Raw genomic sequence first — 21833 nt, 5'->3', positions numbered from 1 at the left:
AGCACCATGGAATTCCTGATTTTCCTTGCCATCATCGCGGTGATCGGCGGCGGAGTGCTGTGGGGTCGCAAGTACTTCCGCAATGAAATTGAGCGGGCCAAGCGCATCAACCGCGCCAACAAGAACAAGTAGCCCAATCTGGAGTTAACCCACGTGGGCTAGTGTTCCCGATGGCGTGCACGGCCCAGTGCCCGGTACCAGTAAAACGAGTCTTTGGGTGTGCGCTCCAAGGTGTCGAAGTCCACGTGCACCAAGCCGAAGCGTTGCGAGTACCCTGCCGCCCACTCAAAATTGTCCAGTAGCGTCCACACGTAATAACCGCGGAGTTCGACGTCCTCGGCGATCCCGCCGGGTCCCGTAGCTGTCAGTGCGTGGCCAAGATGCTCCGCCAGGTAACTGATCCGGTTATGGTCCTGTATAGGCCCATCCACGCGCGAAGGCTCGGGGAAACTGGCCCCTCCTTCGGTGATGTAGACCGGTGGAAGGGCGTCGCCGTAGCGGTCCTTCATCTCGCGGAGCAGTACTGCCAAATGCTCCGGCGCCACCGGCCAGCCGAATCCAGTCGTTTCGTACTCCTGGTAGGCGGCCAGGTGAAATGGCACTTTCGTCATTTCGACAGCCGTGCCCGTGGGGATCTCCGCCGGTCCCCGCCCCGCAGCAACCTTGACCGGGTAGTAGTAGTTGAGCCCATAGAAGTCCAACGGCTGGCTGATCAGGTCAAGGTCACCATCCCTGATGGTTCCCAAGGACCGGAACCAGGGTTTCATGGGCAAGGGTGGCCTGGGGTACTGCCCCAGCAGGACGGCGTCAGCATAGATGCGGTTGAGGAGCAGATCGAAGGACTGGGCCATCAAACGGTCCGAGAGGCTGTTGCTCGCTGGGCGGACGGGGGAGTGCATGTTGGAGATGCCGATCTGCCCCTTCACCCCGGCGTCACGCAGGGCGCGCACTGCCAACCCATGGCCCAGCAGCTGATGGTGGGCGGCCGGCAAGGCGTCGAACAACAACTGGCGGCCGGGCGCGTGGACGCCCAAAGCATAGCCCTGGAGGGTGACGGAAACTGGTTCGTTCATGGTGACCCAGTGCTCCACGCGGTCCCCGAAGCGCTCCGCTGCAGCACTGCAATAGACGGCAAAGCGTTCCGCTGTATCCCGATTGATCCAGCCGCCGGAGTGTTCAAGTTCCAGGGGAGTATCCCAGTGGAACAGAGTGACCATGGGGGAAATGCCGGCAGCAAGGAGTTTGTCGATCAGGCGATCGTAGAAGTCCAGCCCACGCTGGTTGATTGTGCCCGTGCCGCCGGGCTGGATCCTGGGCCAGGAAAGGGAGAAACGGTACGAATCGATGCCGAGTTCCTGCATCAGGCTGATATCTTCGTCGGCGCGGTTGTAGTGATCGCAGGCTATGGTGGGCGAGTCGGCGTCGACGATTGCTCCCGGCTTCTGCGCGAACGCATCCCAGCCCGAAGGTCCCCGCCCATCAGCGGTTACGGAACCTTCAATCTGGAAGGCGGCGGCCGCGACCCCCAGCGTGAACCCGGGACGTAGGCGCGCGGCCAGATCTTCCACGGAACCCATATCCTGGGCGGTCATTCCACTATCATCCCTATCGGGTGGCGGCTGTGGCAATGCCCGCCCGGGCCCCGATTGGCCTTTGGCCTTTATTTCCGGCATACTGGATGAGTTGTTCAAGCGCTTCTTCGTGTCCCGATCCGGATAATGCCGGGTGTCAGGGTCCAGGCTGAAGCCCAAACATAACCCTGAACCCCATGGAATGCGGTCGAGTTTGCGTGAAAATCGCGACACGCCCGACCGCGGGGGTCGGTGCGCCGGCAGGTTGAGGAACCCGGAATGATCCGGATTCAGCTTGTGCGGCGTGTGGTGGTAAAACCTCAAACGCTTCGGCGGCCACGCCAACAGGTAAGTAAACAGAGCAGCCCTAACTAGAGCAGCACTAGCTGAAAGAGAGTCAGGCGACATGGCGGGACAAAAAATCCGCATCCGGCTGAAGTCATATGACCACGAGGTCATTGATGTTTCAGCGCGGAAGATCGTTGAGACGGTCACGCGCGCAGGCGCAACGGTAGTCGGCCCGGTGCCGCTTCCGACGGAGAAGAACGTGTACTGCGTTATCCGCTCTCCGCACAAGTACAAGGACAGCCGTGAGCACTTCGAAATGCGTACTCACAAGCGTCTGATCGACATCATCGACCCCACGCCGAAGGCTGTTGACTCGCTTATGCGTCTCGACCTGCCTGCAGACGTGAACATCGAAATCAAGCTCTAGGGAGGTGCTGAGAGACTATGACCGCAACCCGTAACGTAAAGGGCCTGCTGGGCACGAAGCTCGGCATGACCCAGGTCTGGGACGAGAACAACAAGCTCATCCCGGTAACTGTCGTCCAGGCTGACTCCAACGTCATCACCCAGCTGCGCAACGCAGAGGTAGATGGCTACGTCGCCGTCCAGATCGGCTACGGCCAGATCGACCCCCGCAAGGTCACCAAGCCGCTGGCTGGTCACTTTGAAAAGGCAGGCGTAACTCCTCGCCGCCACGTTGTCGAACTGCGTACCGCAGACGCCGCATCCTACGAGCTGGGCCAGGAGCTCTCTGTCGAGATCTTCGAAGCCGGCCAGAAGATCGACGTCGTTGGAACCTCCAAGGGTAAGGGCTTTGCCGGTGTTATGAAGCGTCACGGCTTCCACGGCGTTGGCGCTTCCCACGGTGCCCACAAGAACCACCGTAAGCCTGGCTCCATCGGTGGCGCATCCACCCCGAGCCGCGTCTTCAAGGGCCTGAAAATGGCCGGCCGCATGGGCGCCGAGCGTCACACGACGCTGAACCTCACGGTTCACGCTGTTGACGTTGAGAAGTCGCTGCTCCTTATCAAGGGTGCCGTCCCCGGTGCCCGCGGCCAGGTCGTACTCGTACGCACCGCCGTGAAGGGAGCCTAGTTAGATGACTAGCACTGTCAAGGTAGACCTGCCTGCAGAGATCTTCGACGTCCAGACCAACGTGCCGCTGCTGCACCAGGTCGTCGTCGCACAGCTCGCTGCTGCCCGCCAGGGTACCCACAAGACGAAGACCCGCGCCGAGGTTTCCGGTGCAGGTCGCAAGCCGTTCAAGCAGAAGGGCACCGGCCGCGCCCGTCAGGGTTCCATCCGTGCTCCTCACATGACCGGCGGTGGCGTTGTCCACGGTCCGACCCCTCGTGACTACAGCCAGCGCACCCCCAAGAAGATGAAGGCTGCTGCTCTCCGCGGCGCCCTGTCTGACCGCGCCCGCAACGGTCGCATCCACGTCATCGCTGAACTGGTAGCCGGCACCAAGCCGTCCGCCAAGGAAGCACTGGCTTCGCTGCGTGCAGTCTCCGAGCGCAAGAACCTGCTCGTTGTCATCGAGCGCGCCAACGACGTCGCTGCACTCTCCGTGCGCAACCTCGCAGATGTTCACGTTCTGTACGCAGACCAGCTGAACACCTACGACGTTCTCATCTCCGACGACGTGGTCTTCACCAAGGCTGCTTTCGAGGCGTTCGTCGCTGACAAGGCCAAGAACGAGGAGGCCTCCAAGTGAGCGTAACCACCATCAAGGACCCGCGCGACGTCGTGCTTGCACCCGTCGTATCGGAAAAGAGCTACGGTCTGATCGACGAAGGCAAGTACACCTTCCTGGTGGACCCTCGCTCGAACAAGACCGAGATCAAATTGGCCGTAGAGAAGATCTTCTCGGTCAAAGTTGACTCGATCAACACCATCAACCGTGCCGGTAAGCGTAAGCGCACCAAATTCGGCTGGGGACAGCGCAAGAGCACCAAGCGTGCAATTGTCACCCTCAAAGAAGGCACAATCGACATCTTCGGCGGTCCGCTCGCGTAGCGGAGACCACTTTAACGAGGAAATAAATTATGGGAATCCGTAAATACAAGCCGACTACCCCGGGCCGTCGTGGCTCGAGCGTAGCCGACTTTGCTGAAATCACGCGATCGACTCCGGAAAAGTCGTTGCTGCGTCCGCTGCACAAGACTGGCGGCCGTAACAACTCCGGTAAGATCACCACCCGTCACAAGGGTGGTGGGCACAAGCGCCAGTACCGTCTGATCGACTTCCGTCGTCACGACAAGGACGGCATCAACGCCCGCGTTGCCGAAATCGAGTACGACCCGAACCGCACGGCTCGCATCGCACTCCTGCACTACGTTGATGGCACCAAGCGTTACATCATCGCTCCCAACAAGCTGTCCCAGGGTGACTTCGTCGAGGCTGGTCCCGACGCTGACATCAAGCCGGGCAACAACCTGCCGCTGCGCAACATCCCGGTTGGTACCGTAATCCACGCAGTTGAACTGCGTCCGGGTGGCGGCGCCAAGATGGCACGTTCCGCAGGTGCTTCGGTACAGCTCGTTGCCAAGGAAGGCCGTTTCGCCCAGCTGCGTCTGCCCTCCGGCGAAATCCGCAACGTTGACGTGCGCTGCCGCGCAACCGTCGGCGAGGTCGGCAACGCCGAGCAGTCGAACATCAACTGGGGCAAGGCCGGCCGTATGCGCTGGAAGGGCGTTCGCCCGACCGTCCGTGGTGTAGCCATGAACCCGGTTGACCACCCGCACGGTGGTGGTGAAGGTAAGACTTCCGGTGGACGTCACCCGGTTAACCCGAACGGCAAGCCCGAGGGCCGTACCCGCCGTCCGAACAAAGAGAGCGACAAGCTTATTGTTCGTCGCCGCCGTACTGGCAAGAACAAGCGATAGGAGCCTGGACACATGCCACGCAGCCTGAAAAAAGGTCCTTTCGTTGACCAGCACCTCTTTGTGAAGGTCGCACGGGAAAACGATAAGGGCACCAAGAACGTCATCAAGACCTGGTCCCGCCGTTCGATGATCATCCCCGACATGCTCGGGCACACGATCGCCGTACACGACGGACGCAAGCACATCCCGGTGTTTGTCACTGAGTCGATGGTCGGGCACAAGCTCGGCGAATTCGCTCCCACGCGGACATTCCGCGGCCATGTTAAGGACGACCGTAAGGGCAAGCGCCGCTAGGCGCCTGACTTTACGTCTTAGACGAGAGAAGGAAAGCAATGGAAGCCAAGGCTATTGCGCGTCACATCCGCGTAACGCCTATGAAGGCCCGGCGCGTCGTCAACCTTGTTCGTGGTAAGCAAGCGAATGAGGCTCTGGCAATTCTGAAGTTTGCCCCCCAGGCAGCTTCGGAGCCGGTATTCAAGGTACTTCAGTCGGCAATGGCCAACGCACGTGTCCTCGCGGACCGTGACGGCGTTGCATTCGACGACAGCGACCTGTTCATCAGCGAAGCATTCGTTGATGAAGGCCCGACCATGAAGCGGTTCCAGCCGCGTGCCCAAGGCCGCGCCTACCGCATTAGGAAGCGGACCAGCCACATCACCGTGGTCGTCGCAACCCCGGAGAAAGAGGAGGCTCGCTAAGTGGGACAGAAAGTAAACCCGCACGGGTTCCGACTCGGCATCACCACCGACCACGTTTCGCACTGGTTTGCTGACAGCAACAAGGCCGGACAGCGCTACAAGGACTTCGTCCGCGAGGACATCAAGATCCGTCAGCTCATGTCCACGGGCATGGAGCGCGCCGGCATCGCCAAGGTTGAGATCGAGCGCACCCGTGACCGTGTCCGCGTGGATATCCACACGGCACGCCCGGGTATCGTCATCGGTCGCCGTGGCGCCGAGGCAGACCGCATCCGCGGCGAGCTCGAAAAGCTCACTGGCAAGCAGGTTCAGCTGAACATCCTCGAGGTCAAGAACCCCGAGATGGAAGCACAGCTTGTTGCCCAGGGCATCGCTGAGCAGCTGACTTCCCGCGTGGCTTTCCGCCGTGCGATGAAGAAGGCCATGCAGTCCGCACAGCGTGCGGGTGCCAAGGGTATCCGTGTTGCTTGCTCGGGTCGTCTGGGTGGCGCAGAAATGTCCCGCTCGGAGTTCTACCGCGAAGGCCGTGTGCCCCTGCACACCCTCCGCGCGAACATCGACTACGGCTTCTACGAAGCCAAGACCACCTTCGGCCGCATCGGTGTGAAGGTTTGGATCTACAAGGGTGACGTAACCGCCAAGGAACTGGCTCAGCAGGCAGCTGCTGCTCCGTCCCGTGGCCGCGCAGGAGACCGTCCGGGCCGCCCGGGTGGCGACCGCCGTCGTCGTAACGACCGTCCGGCAGCTGAGGCAGCACCCGCTGCCGTTGAAGCACCGGCCGCTGAAGCTGCTGCTCCTGCAGCAGAAGGAGGAGAGGCTTAAATGCTTATCCCACGTCGAGTCAAGCACCGTAAGCAGCACCACCCGGGTCGTTCCGGCGCTGCAACGGGTGGCACCAAGGTCAGCTTCGGTGAGTACGGTATCCAGGCCCTGAGCCCGGCATACGTGACGAACCGTCAGATCGAGTCCGCCCGTATCGCGATGACCCGCCACATCAAGCGTGGCGGTAAGGTCTGGATCAACATCTACCCGGACCGTCCGCTGACGAAGAAGCCTGCTGAAACCCGCATGGGTTCCGGTAAGGGTTCTCCGGAATGGTGGGTCGCAAACGTCAAGCCGGGCCGGGTTCTCTTTGAACTCTCCGGTGTCAATGAAGAGGTAGCTCGCGAGGCCCTGCGCCTGGCAATCCACAAGCTCCCGTTGAAGGCACGCATTGTGCGTCGCGAAGGTGGTGAATAGAAATGGCAGTAGGGTCGAAGGATCTCGCACCCGCACAGCTGGACGGTTTCGACAACGAGCGTCTCGTTGAAGAACTCCGCAAGTCCAAGGAAGAGCTGTTCAACCTGCGTTTCCAGTCCGCCACCGGTCAGCTGGAGAACCACGGTCGCCTGCGCGCGGTAAAGAAGGACATCGCACGCATCTACACCGTTCTGCGTGAGCGCGAGCTGGGCATTCGTGCCGAGGTTGCCGCACCGGTTGTGGAAGCCAAGGAAGAAAAGAAGTCCAAGAAGGCTGCCAAGGCTGAAACTGCCGAAGCTGAAGCTGGAGAGGACGCCAAGTGAGCGAGAAGGAAACTGTGACGGAAGCAGCAGCCAGCGCTGAACAGCGCGGTTACCGTAAGACGCGTCGCGGCTACGTTGTCTCTGACAAGATGGAAAAGACCATCGTTGTTCAGGTTGAAGACCGCGTGAAGCACGCTCTGTACGGCAAGGTTATTCGCCGCACTTCGAAGGTCAAGGCTCACGACGAAGAGAACACCGCCGGCATCGGCGACCTCGTTCTCATCTCTGAGACCCGCCCGCTGTCCGCTACCAAGCGGTGGCGCCTGGTGGAGATCCTCGAAAAGGCCAAGTAAATCCGACGCCGGGCTTGCCCGGTTTGGATTCGCTGGAAGGGTCCGCGTTCTGCATGGAACGCGGGCCCTTCCGCGTTCCCGGCACGTTTCGGAAAGACCAGCGAAACATGCTAGGATATTGAGTTTGTATGGCGCCATTTGTGCGTCATCGACTACCTCGTAAACAATCGTGCCGCTGCATACTGCCCCGCGCAGAGTTTTCTGCAAGGGAAGCTGATGCTCGTGGCACGGGCGTTTAGGCCTGTTCTGGCAAAATCCAGGCAGGTCAAGAGACACCCCGATCAACCGTTCCGCAAGGCTCATTCCGTATGCATGATTTCGGTCTGAGAACCGGCGCGACGCAAGGAGTAAAAATTGATTCAGCAGGAGTCGCGACTCAAGGTCGCCGACAACACGGGTGCTAAGGAAATCCTTACCATTCGCGTTCTCGGTGGATCCGGTCGTCGCTACGCAGGCATTGGCGACGTCATCGTCGCTACCGTCAAGGACGCTATTCCCGGCGGAAACGTAAAGAAGGGCGACGTCGTCAAGGCGGTCATCGTCCGTACCAAGAAGGAACGCCGCCGTGCGGATGGTTCCTACATCAAGTTTGACGAAAACGCAGCTGTGATCCTGAAGAACGACGGTGACCCCCGCGGTACCCGTATCTTCGGCCCGGTTGGTCGTGAACTTCGCGACAAGAAGTTCATGAAGATCGTTTCGCTGGCCCCGGAGGTGCTTTAGTCCATGGCTAAGATCAAAAAGGGTGACCTCGTTCAGGTCATCACCGGCGCCAAGCAGGAACGTGGCGGCGACCGCGGCAAGCAGGGCAAGGTCCTGCGCGTATTCCCGGACACCAACCGCGTGCTGGTAGAGGGAATCAACCGCGTCACCAAGCACACCAAGGTCGGTCAGTCGCAGCGCGGCACCAAGACCGGTGGCATCGAGGTTGTTGAGGCCCCGATCCACGTTTCCAACGTTGCTCTGGTTGACCCGTCGACCAAGAAGCCGACCCGTGTTGGTTTCCGTCTCGACACCGTTGAGAAGGATGGCGCTACCAAGACCGTCCGGATCCGCGTGTCCAAGGCCACCGGGAAGGACATCTGATGAGTGAGACACTGTCTGAGACCACCGTCGAAACGAAGATCGTTCCTCGTCTGAAGACGAAGTATGCAGAGACCATCAAGAAGTCCCTGCAGGACGAGTTCAGCTACGCGAACGTGAACCAGGTTCCCCGCCTGGTGAAGGTTGTTGTGAACATGGGTGTTGGAGATGCCGCCAAGGACTCCAAGCTGATCGACGGCGCTGTCCGCGACCTCACCCTGATCACCGGCCAGAAGCCGCAGGTAACCAAGGCCCGCAAGTCGATCGCACAGTTCAAGCTGCGCGAAGGCATGCCGATCGGTGCACACGCAACCCTGCGTGGAGACCGCATGTGGGAATTCGTGGACCGTCTGGTATCGCTGGCTCTGCCGCGTATCCGTGACTTCCGCGGCCTCAACGGCAAGCAGTTCGATGGCAACGGCAACTACACCTTCGGTCTGACCGAGCAGGTTATGTTCCACGAAATCGACCAGGACTCCATCGACCGCGTTCGCGGTATGGACATCACGGTCGTCACCACTGCCAAGACCGACGACGAAGGCCGCGCGCTGCTCAAGGCGCTTGGTTTCCCGTTCAAGACCGAAAACTAACTACGTAACAGGTCCGGCAGCGTGGCTCGCAAGAGCGGGCGCTGCGGAAACCGTTATGAGGAAGGGCTATAGCCCAAATGACTATGACAGATCCTGTCGCAGACATGCTCACGCGTCTGCGCAATGCAAACTCGGCATACCACGACACCGTGACCATGCCGTACAGCAAGCTGAAGGCACGCGTTGCTGACATCCTGAAGGCAGAAGGCTACATTGCCGGCTGGAAGGAAGAAGACGCCGAGGTTGGCAAGAAGCTGACCATCGACCTGAAGTTCGGTCCGAACCGCGAGCGTTCCATCGCTGGCGTCCGCCGCATCTCCAAGCCCGGCCTCCGCGTATACGCGAAGTCCACCAACCTGCCTCACGTGCTGGGTGGCCTGGGTATCGCTATCCTGTCCACCTCTTCCGGCCTCCTGACTGACAAGCAGGCCGGCAAGAAGGGCGTGGGCGGCGAAGTCCTCGCGTACGTCTGGTAACGGGAAAGGAAGAGAATAATGTCACGTATTGGACGTCTCCCCATCACCGTTCCTGCCGGAGTTGAGGTCAAGCTCGATGGCTCCGTCATCAGCGTCAAGGGTTCCAAGGGAGAGCTGAGCCACACTGTAGCCAGCCCGATCGAGGTTTCCCTGGAAGAGAACACTCTCACGGTCACCCGCCCGAACGACGAGCGCAACTCGCGTTCGCTGCACGGCCTGACCCGCACCCTGATCGCCAACATGATCCAGGGCGTTACCGAGGGCTACGAGAAGAAGCTTGAAATCGTTGGTACTGGTTACCGCGTTCAGGCAAAGGGTTCTGACCTGGAGTTCGCTCTTGGCTTCAGCCACCCGGTTAATGTCTCGGCACCCGAAGGCATCACCTTCGTAGTAGAGGGTCCGACCAAGCTCTCTGTTGCGGGTATCAACAAGCAGCAGGTCGGCGAGGTTGCTGCCAACATTCGCAAGCTGCGCAAGCCTGACCCCTACAAGGGCAAGGGTGTCCGTTACGCCGGCGAAGTCATCCGCCGCAAGGTCGGAAAGGCTGGTAAGTAAACCATGGCCATCGCAATTAACAAGAAGCGTACGAACAAGAGCAAGTCTGCTGCACGCAGCCGTCGCCAGCTTCGTATCCGCAAGCGCATCACCGGCACGGCTGTACGTCCTCGTCTGGTCGTCAACCGTTCGGCCCGCCACATCTTCGTCCAGGTTGTCGATGACAGCAAGGGTGTAACCGTGGCTTACGCTTCCACCCTGGAAGCTGACCTTCGCGCACTCGACGGAGACAAGACTGCCAAGGCCAAGCGCGTGGGTGAGCTCGTTGCCGAGCGTGCCAAGGCTGCAGGCGTCGAAGCTGTTGTCTTCGACCGTGGCGGTAACAAGTACCACGGCCGCATCGCCGCCGTCGCTGACGGTGCTCGCGAAGGTGGGCTGGCACTGTGACCGTTGAAAATAACGAAAAGGACATTCAGGTGACTGAAGCTGTAGCTGCTGAAGCAACTGAGACCGCACCCGCTACCGACGACCGCCGCGGCGGACGTCGTGGCGAGCGCGGCGAGCGTGGCCAGGGCCGCGGCGACCGTGGTGGCCGTGGTGGCCGCGACGGCGGTCGCGAAGCCGAGAAGAGCCAGTTCGTAGAGCGCGTTGTAACCATCAACCGCGTTGCCAAGGTCGTCAAGGGTGGTCGTCGCTTCAGCTTCACCGCACTCGTCGTCGTCGGTGACGGCAACGGCATGGTCGGCGTCGGCTACGGCAAGGCCAAGGAAGTTCCCGCTGCTATCGCAAAGGGCGTCGAAGAGGCCAAGAAGTCCTTCTTCCGCGTTCCCCGCGTTGGCAACACCATCCCGCACCGTGTGCAGGGTGAGGCTGCTGCAGGCGTTGTCCTGCTGCGTCCGGCTTCCGCCGGTACCGGTGTTATCGCCGGTGGTCCGGTCCGCGCGGTACTGGAGTGCGTGGGTATCCACGACATCCTCTCCAAGTCGCTCGGTTCCTCCAACGCGATCAACATCGTTCACGCGACCGTTGACGCTCTGAAGCAGCTCGAAGAGCCCGCTTCGGTGGCTGCCCGCCGTGGCCTGCCGCTGGACGAGGTTGCTCCTGCTGCTCTGGTGCGCGCGCTCCAGAACCAGAAGGCAGGTGTTTAGTCATGGCTAAGAACCTGACTCCCTCCGACGCCAAGTTGGAGATCACCCAGATCAAGGGCGTCATCGGCGCCAAGCAGAACCAGAAGGCTACCCTCCGGTCCCTCGGCCTGAAGCGCATCGGACACACTGTTGTCCGTGACGCCGACGCCGTGACCGTTGGAATGCTCAACACGGTTCCGCACCTCGTGAATGTAGAGGAGGCGAAGTAATGGCCGAGAACAAGACCGCTGCAGAGGCTGCTGAGAAGCAGAACGCTCTGAAGGTCCACCACCTGCGTCCCGCCCCGGGTGCCAAGACCACCAAGACCCGTGTTGGTCGTGGTGAAGGCTCCAAGGGTAAGACCGCTGGTCGCGGTACCAAGGGTACGAAGGCCCGCTACCAGGTAAAGGCTGGCTTTGCCGGCGGCCAGCTGCCGCTGCACATGCGCCTGCCGAAGCTGCGCGGCTTCAAGAACCCGTTCCGGGTTGAGTTCCAGGTTGTGAACCTGGACAAGCTCAACGAGCTGTTCCCGGAAGGTGGTGCTGTCACCGTTGAGTCCCTGGTTGAGAAGGGTGCCGTTCGCAAGAACCAGCCCGTCAAGGTCCTGGGCACCGGCGACATCACCGTCAAGGTTGACGTCACCGCCCACGCTTTCTCTTCCAGCGCTGCTGAAAAGATTGCTGCAGCAGGTGGAAGCACCACTGCTCTCTAAGAGCCAGTGGGGCTGATGCCCGTTGTAAAAAAGATCCCGGTATGCGGGGCTTCGGCCCCGTATGCCGGGATTTTTTGCGTGAAAGTGGACTCTCGATTATTACGACGGCGTCACAAGCAGCTAGACTCGGTTGTTGGGTTTCATTGAGCCCATCCACATCCTTGTACTTTCTACTCAGGAGGACGCTTGCTAAGCGCATTCGGCCGGGCGTTTCGGACGCCTGATTTGCGACGCAAGTTGTTGTTCACGCTGGGAATCATCACAATCTTCCGCTTGGGAGCTTTCATCCCCTCGCCTGGTGTGAACTACCAGAATGTCCAGCAATGCTTGAACAACGGTGACACCTCGCAGGGCATTTACCAGCTGGTGAACTTGTTCAGCGGCGGCGCGTTGCTGCAGGTCTCGATCTTTGCCCTGGGCATCATGCCCTACATCACGTCGAGCATCATCGTTCAGCTGCTCCGGGTGGTTATTCCCCGGTTCCAGCAGCTCTACGAAGAGGGCTCTTCGGGCCAGTCGAAGTTGACCCAGTACACCCGGTACCTCACCATCGCGCTCGGACTCCTGAACGCCACCACCCTGGTGTCCTTGGCGCGGTCCGGCCAGCTTCTTCCGGGCTGCAACCTCCCGATCATTCCTGATGAGAGCATCATTACGACGCTGCTCATCATCATCACGCTGACGGCCGGTACCGGCCTCATCATGTGGATGGGCGAGCTGGTTACGGAAAAGGGTGTAGGCAACGGAATGTCGCTGCTCATCTTCACCTCCATCGCTGCAGGCTTCCCGCGTTCACTTGGTTCCATTTGGGAGACGAAGGGCCCGGGAACGTTCTTCATCGTCCTGGCAATCGGCTTGCTCACGGTGGCATTGGTGGTCTTCGTGGAACAGTCCCAGCGGCGGGTTCCGGTCCAATATGCCAAGCGCATGATCGGACGCCGCACCGTGGGTGGCACCAGCACCTACATCCCCATCAAGGTGAACATGGCCGGCGTCGTGCCCGTCATCTTCGCTTCCTCCATGCTGTACCTGCCAGGCCTGATTGCGCAGTTCAACCAGCCGAAGCCAGGGGAGCAGCTGGCGCCCTGGGTTGAGTGGATCAACAACAACCTCACCCGTGGCGACCACCCCATCTACATGGCGCTGTACTTCGCCATGATCGTGTTCTTCACCTACTTCTATGTGGCCATCACCTTCAACCCTGAAGAAGTGTCGGACAACATGAAGAAGTACGGCGGGTTCATTCCGGGCATCCGGGCGGGTAAACCGACCGCGGACTACCTGCAGTACGTGCTTTCCAGGATCACCCTGCCTGGAGCCTTCTATCTGGGCTTCGTGGCGTTGATTCCGCTGGTTGCACTCGTCCTGATCAACGCCAACCAGAACTTCCCGTTTGGTGGCACGTCAATCCTGATCATGGTGGGTGTCGGCCTGGAAACCGTTAAGCAGATTGATGCGCAGCTACAACAACGTCACTACGAAGGGCTTTTGCGATGACGAGAATGCTGATCATTGGACCTCCCGGTTCGGGTAAGGGTACGCAGGCTGAGCGGATTTCCGAGCGCCTCGGCGTAGTCGCCATCTCCACCGGCGACATCTTCCGTGCCAACGTTAAGGGCGAAACCCCCTTGGGCATTGAAGCCAAGAAATACATGGACGCAGGGGACTTCGTTCCGGACAGCGTCACGAACAACATGGTTCGTGACCGCCTGAGCCAGAGCGACGTCGAGAACGGCTTCCTTTTGGACGGTTACCCGCGCACCACCGCGCAGGTCGACTACCTGGACCAGATCCTCGCTGAATGCGAGCAGGAGCTCGACGTCGTGCTCCAGCTGACTGCCGACGACGAAGAACTGGTGTCCCGCCTGCTGGGCCGTGCGAAGGAAACCGGGCGCTCTGACGACAATGAGGCCGTCATCCGTCACCGGCTGGACCTCTACCACGAGCAGACTGAGGCCGTTGTTGCCAAGTATGCCGAGCGCGGCATCCTGACGCAGGTGGACGGAATCGGCGGCATCGACGAAGTCACCGACCGCGTTCTCACCGCCATCGAGTCAGCCAAGGCCGTTTAGCGAGGGCTTTTCCACATAGCCGGATCGTCGGCGCTGGAGCAAAGGGTGTGTCCCGTACCATTGGTGCGGGACACACCCTTTTCGTTTCGCGGCAGTTTTTGGGGGAACCGCATGCAAACAGCTCTTTCCGGACACAGCAGGATTGCGGGTTTGGAGGTTTACCTTCCACCTGCGCGCCTGGAGACTTCCGCCGTCGAACGCCGTATTGGTGAGTCGAGTCCGGGGTTCCGGGTACCCAAGGGCTTGATCTCCCGTGTTACCGGGATCCGCTCCCGGAGCGTCATGGCAGACTCCGAGCAAGCATCGGACCTTGCGGCCAATGCTGCGGCAAAGCTCCTTGCTGAATGTGGCCTGCAGGCCCCGGACATAGACCTCCTGATCTTCGCGTCCGCCAGCCAGGACATGGTGGAACCGGCTACGGGCCACATGGCCGCCGCCAAACTCGGACTCTGCTGCCCTGTGATGGATGTGAAGAATGCGTGCAACAGTTTCCTGAACGGCCTGGAAGTGGGCGATGCCCTGATTGCCACGGGACGGTATACCCGGGTCCTGGTGGTCACGGGGGAGTCGCCGTCGCGGGCGGTCCGTTGGAGGGTTCCGGACTTTGGCACTTTCGCATCAAGCTTTCCCGGGTACACCATGAGCGACGGCGGTGCGGCAGTGTTGCTTGAACCTGCCGGTCCGGCGGCAATGGCGTCCAACGGACTGGAGGCGGGGCCGGCAGGCATTCTTGGTATGGGCTTCACTGCCCGCAGCAGCCACTGGTCTGTCGGCACCTTGGCTGCAGGTGGATCTGCTTATCCGCGCGATCCGGAAGCCACCTATTTCACCATGGACGGTGAGAAGCTCAAGGACGCTTTTCTGGATTTGGGCTGCGGCGTACTGGACGAAACTTTGGACGGCCTGGGTCTGCAGTGGACGGACTTCGCCGTGGTTTGCGTGCACCAGGTGAGTGCACCGTACCGGGAGGTCTTTGCGGAACGGGCCGGTGTTCCGCGTGAGTTGCTGGTTCCTTCGGTAGAGGACTTCGGAAATTTGGCCTCAGTTAGCCTGCCCCTGCAATTGAAACTCGCCGTGGACAGTGGACGCTGCGGTCCGGGAGATCTTGTGGCATTGGTGGGACTCGCCGGTGGCGTGAGCCTGGGTATGGCGGTGGTGCGGCTGTGACGCCGGAACACCATCCCGGAAGCACGGCCCCTACCCGGCCGCTGTCCATCGCCCTGCCCATGCTGAACGAAGAGAAGCTTGTCCGGCAGACGTTGGACTCTCTTGCAGCCCAGGAGCACCCGGACTTCACGGTGGTGGTTGTAGACAACGGATCGACGGACACCAGCTGTTCGATCGTGGCAGAGTTCGCCGCAGCCCATCCCGCTATGGACATCAGGCTTGTCCATGAAGCCGAGAAGGGGACGGGCGCGGCCGCGGATACCGGCATGCGCTTCGGTGTGGAGCACGGCGCGAGGTGGCTGGCCCGAACGGATGCCGATTGCCTCGCTGCGCCGGATTGGACCGCGAGGATTGTCCGGGCCTTCGACGACGGCCTGGAACTCATCGCCGGCCAGCTTGTGCCCCGTGAGGATGAAGGCATCAGTGCGGGGGAGCGGAGGATGATGCTCCTGGCAGTTGAGATCGCATCCTTCTTCGGACGTATTCGCCCCGGCAACAAAGGTGACGGATATCTGGGCCCTTATCAGATGCTTCCAGGGTGCAATATGGCGATCACGGCAGATATGTATCACCGTTCAGGTGGGTTCCCGCGGACCAGAATTGAAGACCTCCATGAAGACCGCGCACTGTCCAACCGCGTGCGAAAGCTGACCCGCAATTACGGGTTGCGCCGGGATGTTGTTGTGTACGGCTCGTCACGGCGGGTCAAAGCCTGGGGTTTGAAGAACACCCTGGCTTGGTATGCGGACCACCGGTACCGCCCAGAGCATGTGGACATCCGGTGACGCCGTGATAACCAACGGCAGAAAGCCCAGCGGCAGGATATCCAGCGGCCTCATGAGCAAGGCCGAACGCTGGGAACAGCGTGTTCAACTGGGGGCGCATCCATTGCTCTACCCGGCGATTCGTGGGCTGGGCAGCATGCGGCCGGTGATGCGTTTGCCCGGTCTGGGGATCCTTGTCAGCGAAGCCGCCCTGGTGCGTGACGTTCTCATGGATACCCAGCGGTTCATCAAGAACGGACCGTCGGGTTCAGGTGCGCTCTGGACTCCCGTAGTGGGACCAAAGGCGTTGGTGAACATGGACGGCACGGAGCACAGGGAGCTGCGGCGCAAGCTCGCCGACCTCTTCACTCCAGACTCGGTGGCGGCGATTGTCGAGCCGGCGGCTGCGTCGCTTCATGACCGCTTACACCACGGACTGGACGCAGGTGGGCACGTGGATCTGGTGGACTGCGTCAAGGAGCTTGCCGGGGGAGTCATTTCCAGGCTGCTGGGCGTGCCGGATGATGCACCTGGCCGGTTGCCCAATAGGGAACTCTTCAATTTAGGGTCTTCCATCTCTTCCCTCGTCCGCCTGGGGCGCCCCACGCTGACGGTGAGGCAGATCGCCAAGGGAAGATCCGCCGTCGGGGTTTTGGCAGGACCGGCGCGGGAAGCGTACCGGAAGAGCGACCCCCAAACGTTTCCAGGCAGGCTGCGCGCACTCGGCATGACCGAGGAGGAGGCCATGGGCATCATCAGCGCATTTGTGATGGTGGGAACTGAGACGCTGGTGTCCTTCGTTCCGCGGCTGATTGCCCTGCTCGCTGACAGCGGACGCCTTGCGGGTCTGGTTGAGGATCGCTCCGGTGTTGCCTCGGCCGTGAACGAGGCATTACGGTTCACCGTGCCGTCCCCGATGATGCTGAGGGATGCTCTTTCTCCTTGCACCCTTGGCGGAGTCGCTATCCGAGCGGGGGACCGTCTTTTGCTATCGACTGTTCACGCCTCCAAGAGCCTGGGCAGATTCGAACCCGGGATTCCCACCCCGCCGCAGGCGCGTCAGCTGTGGTTCGGTGCGGGTCCGCACTTTTGCATCGGCATGCCGTTGGCCATGGCCGAGATCAATGCGACGCTGTCTTTGCTCCTGGACAGGTATGCCCGGCACCCGTGGCTCGTCTCGTCCCGGCAAGTGAGCAAAGGTGTGCTGATTCCCGGATACAGAAAGTTGGAGCTGGTCAATGTCTGATGACGCATTGTGGGAAGGTACTTCGTCCGGCACCGATCTTATCGAAGCCGTCTACGCCGCAGCCGGGCGCGTGCCAGAGAGCCCCGCGATCACGGCGCCTGGCAGATTTTCCCTCTGGAACCATGTTCCAGGGCGACTACGGCGTCCCGGCCGGCTCCGACCAGGACGGACCATCACATACCGCGAATTGGTCAAAGGCATAGATGCTACGGCCAGGCATCTCCATGATGACGGCTTTGGTGCCGGTGAACGGATGCTCTTCTCGGTCCGCCCCAGCCCGGCAGCGTTCATCCTGGCCCTGGGGGCCGTCCGCGCCGGTGGTTCCGTAGTGTTCATCGATCCAGGAATCGGACCGTCTCTTTTCCATGACCGGGCCAGGCTGGCTGCGCCACGGTGGGCTGCCTCGGAGTCCCTTCTGTACGCCCTCAGTACGCGGAGCCCACTGCGGCCGCTGGCCCGGCGGCGGGGATTGCTGCTGCCGGATTATGGTGCCATGGACGTCCGGCACTACTATTCCGGCCCATGGCTCCCCGGTGTTCCCCGAGGCGCGACCCCGGTGAAGCGACTCGCCAGTCCGGGGCTTCCCAGGGATATCGTTCCGCCCTCCCCGGGGGCTTCCTCCGAGCAGGAAGCCGTGATCATTTTTACGTCAGGGACCACCGGTGCGCCGAAGGGCGTAGTACACACCCGGCGTTCGCTTGGGGCAGGATTCGAGCAGCTCAGCCAGCGCTGTACCTTTGGCGAGGGCGATCGCATCCACTCCGAGCAGCTCATGATGGGCTTGCCGGCACTCATCGCCGGCGCGCACTGGACCATGCCCGGCTATGGCTTCTCAGCGCACATCGACCCCCTTCGCTTGGCACGCGAGCTTGGGCCGGTGGCTGGCAAAGAGGACTCGTACGACGGCGCGACGCACCTTTTCCTTGTGCCGTCCCAGTTGGCGCCCATCCTGGACGGCATCGAGGACGGCAGCGTCACGCTCCCCTCAACACTGCGGACAGCAATGCTTGGAGCCGCGCCGGTGCTTGCTCCGTTCTTGAAACGGGCAACGGCACTGCTTCCCGGCGTCGAGTTCAAACTCATCTACGGCATGACGGAGTTGCTGCCGATTGCCGTGGCCGATGGTAGGGAAAAGCTGGCCTTTGCGTCCGGCGCTGATGCCGAATTCACATCGCCGGATGGAAGCGGCGAAGGCGATTTCCTCGGAGAGCCACTGCCCGCCGTCGGCATCCGGGTAGGGGAGGACCACGAACTGTACGCCCGGGGACCGAACATGTGTCACGGATATCTGGGTGAGGAAGCCATGATTGAGCACGCCACCGGAGACCTGGTGCGGCTGGACCACGGTACGGCAGGCCCCGGAAGCGGTCCCGCGCGCTTGGTGATGATCGGGCGCAAGAAGGACATGATCATCCGGGGCAAAACCAACATCTACCCTGCACTGTATGAACCGCTGATCACTTCCGTGCCAGGAGTTCAGCAGGCCGTCATGGTCGGGGTTCCCGACGGGATCGGTGATGAAGCTGTGTGGCTGGCCGTCGTGGCTGCACAGGGGAACCCAGGGGCGGACGGAGGGCTGAAAGCAAAACTAACCAAGGTCCTCCCGGAGATGATTGACGAATCCGCTCTCCCCGACCACATCGAAATCCTGGATGCCATCCCTGTCGGCGGACGCCACAAGAAGCCGGACCGGGAAGCGCTTCGACGCGAATTTGCCCGCAAGTCCGCTGATAAAGGCGTAGCGCTGTGAAGGCCGCGGCGCAGTGAAAATCGCGGTTACCGGGGCCACAGGCTTCATAGGGGGAGCAGTCGCCGCTGCCGCCGAGGCTAAAGGGTGGGAAGTTGTTCGTTTCGCACGGCGCCAAGGCCCTGGGCTGACGTATTGGGACCTAACGGGTGTGCCGCCTGGCCGAACGCCGGCCGTGGACGCGGTGGTCCATGCCGCCGCCCACGTGGCGGACTGGGGCCCCGAAGGCATGTTCTACCGCACGAATGTGCTGGGTACCCGTGCCGTGGTTGAGGCCTACCCAACAACGCGGCTGGTGCACGTTTCCAGTTCAAGCGTCTACCCGTGGTGGGAGCCCTGTACCAACCGCGGCGAAGATGAGGTGGCTGTGCGCCACCTCAACGCCTACGCAAGCAGCAAGGCGCTCGCCGACGTGGAGGCCCGACGGCATCGCAATGCCGTGGTTCTTCGGCCACACGGAGTTTATGGACCGGGCGATCGGACGCTGATGCCGCGCCTGATCAGCAACGTCCGCCACGGAAGGCTCCTCAGCGTGGGCCATGCCGGGATTCGTCATCAGCTCACGCATGTTGACAACCTGACAGAGGCAGCGCTGGCAGCTTGCCAGTCCGATGCCCGAGGGGCCATCAACGTGGCCGACGCGGAGCCTGTGGAGCTTGGGACCGTGTTGAGGAAGGTACTTGCTGTTACTGGCCATGCCGGGGCGGGTATCAGGTACATCCCGGAGCCCGCTGCCATGGCACTTGCCGGTGTTTCCGAAGCCGTTGCCCTCGTTTCCGGCCGGGCACCACGCCTCACGCGCTACGCCGTCAGTCAACTCGGACGGGACAGAACCTACCGTTTGGACCGGCTCCGGGAAGAGCTGGGAATCGAACCAATTTCGACCACGCTCTCCGATGCGGGAAAATGGTTGGAGCACGGGGCCTGATGGGCTCCTACAGCAAACCATCCAGAGGAGAACATGGCGTTCGGTCAGCCCCGCATCGAGTACAAAACCAACGAGCAAATGCGCAAGATGCACGAGGCCGGTTTGGTCCTCAGCCGTGCCCTTGACGCTGCCGTTGCGGCGGCCAAGGCAGGCGTCACCACCAAGGACCTCGACGACGTTTTCGCGGCAGTCCTGAATGACGCCGGGGCCAAGTCAAACTTCCTTGGCTACCACGGCTTTCCCGCCACCATCTGCACGTCAGTGAACGAGGAAGTGGTCCACGGCATCCCAGGAAACCGTGTCCTCAACGATGGCGACATTATTTCCATCGACGGCGGCTGCATCGTGGACGGATGGCACTCGGACTCCGCCCGCACTGTCATCGTTGGCACGGCAGACCCTGAGGACCAGCGCCTCTCGGATGTCACTGAGGCCGCCATGTGGCGAGGGATTGCTGCGCTGGCCAAGGGCAAGTTCGTCGGCGACATCGGCAATGCGATTGATGACTACGTTTCTTCCGTCCCCGGTAAGCCCCTGGGCATCCTGGAGGACTATGTGGGCCACGGCATCGGTTCGGAAATGCATATGGCCCCCGACGTCCTTAATTACCGCACCAATCACCGCGGCCCGAAGATCCGCCCGGGACTGTGCCTCGCCATTGAACCCATGCTGGTGCGCGGTGGCATCGAGACTGCCACCCTGGATGATGACTGGACTGTTGTCACTACCGACGGCAAGCGCTCCTGCCAGTGGGAACACTCGGTGGCCGTGCACGAAAAGGGCATCTGGGTCCTGTCCGCCCCGGACGGAGGCGCCGAGCAGTTGGCGCCGCTCGGCGTCGTGCCCGTCCCGATCCCGTAACCGGGCGGGGCCGGCTGCCGGCCGGCGTGCTGCGGCTTAGGGCGTTGCCTCCAGGTGGACAATAAAGCCATGAATGCGATCACCGATGTACCGGGCATCCGTATTGGCCACGTCCAGAAGAACGACGGCGGGTGGCTCTCTGGCGTGACAGTCGTCCTTCCGCCTGTGGGAACTGTGGGGTCGGTGGACGTACGCGGGGGAGGTCCAGGTACGCATGAAACTGATGCTCTGGATCCGACCACGTTGGTATCCACGGTCGATGCCATCGTGCTGACGGGTGGCAGTGCGTTCGGCCTCGTCTCAGCGGCTGGTGCCCAACTCTGGTGTGAGGAGCAGGGCAGGGGCTTCGCGGTTCCCGGAACTGTCGTACCGATCGTTCCGGCAGCAGCCATCTTCGACCTCGGACGCGGTGGTGACGTCAAAGCACGACCCGGCGCCGACATGGGTTACCAGGCAGCCGCCGCAGCGTTCGCCTCAGGTGACCACGCCGCCGTCGGGCGTGGAAACGTTGGCGCAGGCACTGGCGCGGTGATTGCGCGCGGACAGTACAAAGGTGGCGTCGGAACATCCTCGATCACCCTGGATAAGATCTCCGTCAGCGGTCCGGTCATCGTCGGTGCCATAGCTGTGGTGAATGCGCTCGGGACACCGCTGGGGCTGGCGCCCGGCAGCGCGCGTCTAAGGTGGGGCCACGACGGCGGGGTTCCCTCGCCGAGCTTGCGAGGCGAGGGGGCCGTTGGGGAGGAACGACCGAGCGCGCAGAGGGCGGCAGATTCGGCGGGCCTAAACACAACGCTAGTCGTGGTCGCTACGAATGCTGTTCTGGATGTTGCTGAGTGCAAGCGGACCGCCAGCGCTGGGCATGCCGGGCTCGCGCGGGCGTTGGATCCGTCCCACACTTTGGCGGACGGTGACACCGTTTTCACTCTGGCGACCGGCGCCGTCGGGCTTGATCGCAGTACCGAGCAGGCACGTCAGGTATCGCTCATAACGCTCCAAAGCGCCGCAGCTGAGGCCGTGCGTTTGGCGATCCTGGACGGTGTTGAAGCCGCCGAAAGTGTCACGACGGCGGCAGGAGACTTCCCTGCTTACCGGACCGTAGGGGAGTGACGGGCGGCGGTAGGTGCGCTACCATGGACGGATTTAACTTTCCGGCCCCATTGGCGTAGAGTTATTTGTTGGTTGTCTGTGCAGCCACGCCCTTTTTAGTGTCGTGGTTCCAAGAGGGCCAAGCAAACAAAAAACGTCCGTTGGATTTTCGGTGC

At 61.5% G+C, this 21833-nt stretch carries 31 protein-coding genes; 30 read left to right on the top strand and 1 reads right to left on the bottom strand.

What is annotated here, in order from left to right; translation table 11 throughout:
- The first annotated feature begins 6 nt into the window (after positions 1–6).
- Positions 7–132, top strand: coding sequence for a hypothetical protein (locus tag LDN82_RS22595; protein ID WP_263422265.1), 126 nt, complete (start codon positions 7–9; stop codon positions 130–132).
- A gap of 26 nt (positions 133–158) precedes the next feature.
- On the opposite strand, the gene LDN82_RS16030 is transcribed toward LDN82_RS22595, so the two are convergent.
- Positions 159–1592 carry a GH1 family beta-glucosidase gene (locus LDN82_RS16030; protein ID WP_224164998.1) on the bottom strand — a complete coding sequence of 478 codons (1434 nt, stop codon included), beginning with the start codon at positions 1590–1592 and terminating at the stop codon, positions 159–161.
- 385 nt (positions 1593–1977) lie between these two features.
- On the opposite strand from LDN82_RS16030, the gene rpsJ reads away from it, so the two are divergent.
- From rpsJ to LDN82_RS15885, 29 genes are all read left to right on the top strand, one after another.
- The gene (gene rpsJ / locus LDN82_RS16025) at positions 1978–2286 is read left to right on the top strand and encodes a 30S ribosomal protein S10 (protein ID WP_003803825.1); all 309 of its coding nucleotides are present in this window, start codon (positions 1978–1980) and stop codon (positions 2284–2286) included.
- 17 nt (positions 2287–2303) lie between these two features.
- Complete coding sequence (gene rplC, locus LDN82_RS16020; protein WP_026539807.1) at positions 2304–2954, top strand: 50S ribosomal protein L3; 651 nt, start codon at positions 2304–2306, stop codon at positions 2952–2954.
- Positions 2955–2958: 4 nt separating this feature from the next.
- On the top strand, positions 2959–3576 hold the full coding sequence (rplD, locus tag LDN82_RS16015; RefSeq protein WP_223933977.1) for a 50S ribosomal protein L4: 618 nt from the start codon (positions 2959–2961) through the stop codon (positions 3574–3576).
- Positions 3573–3878 carry a 50S ribosomal protein L23 gene (gene rplW / locus LDN82_RS16010; RefSeq protein WP_011775593.1) on the top strand — a complete coding sequence of 102 codons (306 nt, stop codon included), beginning with the start codon at positions 3573–3575 and terminating at the stop codon, positions 3876–3878. Before rplD ends, rplW begins: the two co-directional genes overlap by 4 nt.
- A gap of 29 nt (positions 3879–3907) precedes the next feature.
- The gene (gene rplB, locus LDN82_RS16005) at positions 3908–4747 is read left to right on the top strand and encodes a 50S ribosomal protein L2 (protein ID WP_011775592.1); all 840 of its coding nucleotides are present in this window, start codon (positions 3908–3910) and stop codon (positions 4745–4747) included.
- Between the two features lie 12 nt (positions 4748–4759).
- Entirely contained in the window at positions 4760–5041 is a 282-nt protein-coding gene (gene rpsS, locus LDN82_RS16000; RefSeq protein WP_011775591.1) for a 30S ribosomal protein S19, read from the top strand.
- A 38-nt stretch (positions 5042–5079) separates the two neighbouring features.
- Positions 5080–5445, top strand: a complete 366-nt coding sequence (gene rplV / locus LDN82_RS15995; RefSeq protein WP_090817766.1) for a 50S ribosomal protein L22 — start codon at positions 5080–5082, stop codon at positions 5443–5445.
- A complete protein-coding gene (gene rpsC, locus LDN82_RS15990; RefSeq protein WP_224088313.1) occupies positions 5446–6267 on the top strand; it encodes a 30S ribosomal protein S3 in 822 nt (273 codons plus the stop codon).
- Entirely contained in the window at positions 6268–6684 is a 417-nt protein-coding gene (gene rplP / locus LDN82_RS15985; RefSeq protein ID WP_003803795.1) for a 50S ribosomal protein L16, read from the top strand.
- 2 nt (positions 6685–6686) lie between these two features.
- Positions 6687–7007 carry a 50S ribosomal protein L29 gene (rpmC, locus tag LDN82_RS22625; protein WP_275959788.1) on the top strand — a complete coding sequence of 107 codons (321 nt, stop codon included), beginning with the start codon at positions 6687–6689 and terminating at the stop codon, positions 7005–7007.
- Entirely contained in the window at positions 7004–7300 is a 297-nt protein-coding gene (gene rpsQ / locus LDN82_RS15975) for a 30S ribosomal protein S17 (protein ID WP_142938371.1), read from the top strand. Before rpmC ends, rpsQ begins: the two co-directional genes overlap by 4 nt.
- Positions 7301–7654: 354 nt before the next feature.
- The gene (rplN, locus tag LDN82_RS15970; protein ID WP_003803789.1) at positions 7655–8023 is read left to right on the top strand and encodes a 50S ribosomal protein L14; all 369 of its coding nucleotides are present in this window, start codon (positions 7655–7657) and stop codon (positions 8021–8023) included.
- 3 nt (positions 8024–8026) lie between these two features.
- Complete coding sequence (rplX, locus tag LDN82_RS15965) at positions 8027–8386, top strand: 50S ribosomal protein L24 (RefSeq protein WP_062073171.1); 360 nt, start codon at positions 8027–8029, stop codon at positions 8384–8386.
- Positions 8386–8973, top strand: a complete 588-nt coding sequence (gene rplE, locus LDN82_RS15960; RefSeq protein WP_223933975.1) for a 50S ribosomal protein L5 — start codon at positions 8386–8388, stop codon at positions 8971–8973. The genes rplX and rplE overlap by 1 nt, the downstream gene beginning before the upstream one ends.
- A gap of 77 nt (positions 8974–9050) precedes the next feature.
- Positions 9051–9449 (top strand): 30S ribosomal protein S8, encoded by a 399-nt coding sequence (gene rpsH / locus LDN82_RS15955; protein ID WP_216925090.1) that lies wholly within the window; start codon positions 9051–9053, stop codon positions 9447–9449.
- Positions 9450–9467: 18 nt separating this feature from the next.
- The gene (gene rplF / locus LDN82_RS15950; RefSeq protein ID WP_144659422.1) at positions 9468–10004 is read left to right on the top strand and encodes a 50S ribosomal protein L6; all 537 of its coding nucleotides are present in this window, start codon (positions 9468–9470) and stop codon (positions 10002–10004) included.
- A 3-nt stretch (positions 10005–10007) separates the two neighbouring features.
- The gene (gene rplR, locus LDN82_RS15945) at positions 10008–10391 is read left to right on the top strand and encodes a 50S ribosomal protein L18 (protein ID WP_223933973.1); all 384 of its coding nucleotides are present in this window, start codon (positions 10008–10010) and stop codon (positions 10389–10391) included.
- A gap of 29 nt (positions 10392–10420) precedes the next feature.
- Entirely contained in the window at positions 10421–11092 is a 672-nt protein-coding gene (gene rpsE / locus LDN82_RS15940) for a 30S ribosomal protein S5 (protein ID WP_216925200.1), read from the top strand.
- A gap of 2 nt (positions 11093–11094) precedes the next feature.
- On the top strand, positions 11095–11301 hold the full coding sequence (gene rpmD, locus LDN82_RS15935) for a 50S ribosomal protein L30 (RefSeq protein WP_216925092.1): 207 nt from the start codon (positions 11095–11097) through the stop codon (positions 11299–11301).
- The gene (gene rplO / locus LDN82_RS15930) at positions 11301–11783 is read left to right on the top strand and encodes a 50S ribosomal protein L15 (protein WP_224164997.1); all 483 of its coding nucleotides are present in this window, start codon (positions 11301–11303) and stop codon (positions 11781–11783) included. Before rpmD ends, rplO begins: the two co-directional genes overlap by 1 nt.
- Positions 11784–11969: 186 nt before the next feature.
- The gene (gene secY, locus LDN82_RS15925; protein WP_224164996.1) at positions 11970–13280 is read left to right on the top strand and encodes a preprotein translocase subunit SecY; all 1311 of its coding nucleotides are present in this window, start codon (positions 11970–11972) and stop codon (positions 13278–13280) included.
- Between the two features lie 5 nt (positions 13281–13285).
- The gene (locus tag LDN82_RS15920; RefSeq protein WP_224167554.1) at positions 13286–13855 is read left to right on the top strand and encodes an adenylate kinase; all 570 of its coding nucleotides are present in this window, start codon (positions 13286–13288) and stop codon (positions 13853–13855) included.
- A gap of 111 nt (positions 13856–13966) precedes the next feature.
- Positions 13967–15022, top strand: a complete 1056-nt coding sequence (locus tag LDN82_RS15915) for a 3-oxoacyl-[acyl-carrier-protein] synthase III C-terminal domain-containing protein (RefSeq protein WP_224164995.1) — start codon at positions 13967–13969, stop codon at positions 15020–15022.
- On the top strand, positions 15019–15807 hold the full coding sequence (locus tag LDN82_RS15910; RefSeq protein WP_224164994.1) for a glycosyltransferase: 789 nt from the start codon (positions 15019–15021) through the stop codon (positions 15805–15807). The genes LDN82_RS15915 and LDN82_RS15910 overlap by 4 nt, the downstream gene beginning before the upstream one ends.
- Positions 15808–15859: 52 nt before the next feature.
- Positions 15860–17032: a cytochrome P450 gene (locus LDN82_RS15905; RefSeq protein ID WP_224164993.1), complete on the top strand. Its 1173-nt coding sequence runs from the start codon at positions 15860–15862 to the stop codon at positions 17030–17032.
- Positions 17025–18782, top strand: coding sequence for a class I adenylate-forming enzyme family protein (locus LDN82_RS15900; RefSeq protein WP_224164992.1), 1758 nt, complete (start codon positions 17025–17027; stop codon positions 18780–18782). Before LDN82_RS15905 ends, LDN82_RS15900 begins: the two co-directional genes overlap by 8 nt.
- Before the next feature lie 13 nt (positions 18783–18795).
- Positions 18796–19707, top strand: a complete 912-nt coding sequence (locus LDN82_RS15895; protein ID WP_224164991.1) for an NAD-dependent epimerase/dehydratase family protein — start codon at positions 18796–18798, stop codon at positions 19705–19707.
- A 33-nt stretch (positions 19708–19740) separates the two neighbouring features.
- Positions 19741–20568: a type I methionyl aminopeptidase gene (map, locus tag LDN82_RS15890; RefSeq protein WP_224164990.1), complete on the top strand. Its 828-nt coding sequence runs from the start codon at positions 19741–19743 to the stop codon at positions 20566–20568.
- Positions 20569–20637: 69 nt separating this feature from the next.
- Positions 20638–21678: a P1 family peptidase gene (locus LDN82_RS15885; protein WP_224164989.1), complete on the top strand. Its 1041-nt coding sequence runs from the start codon at positions 20638–20640 to the stop codon at positions 21676–21678.
- Positions 21679–21833: the final 155 nt, after the last annotated feature.

Source organism: Arthrobacter sp. StoSoilA2 (assembly GCF_019977195.1).
GTDB lineage: Bacteria > Actinomycetota > Actinomycetes > Actinomycetales > Micrococcaceae > Arthrobacter.
This window is presented reverse-complemented; position numbering and strand designations above follow the sequence as displayed.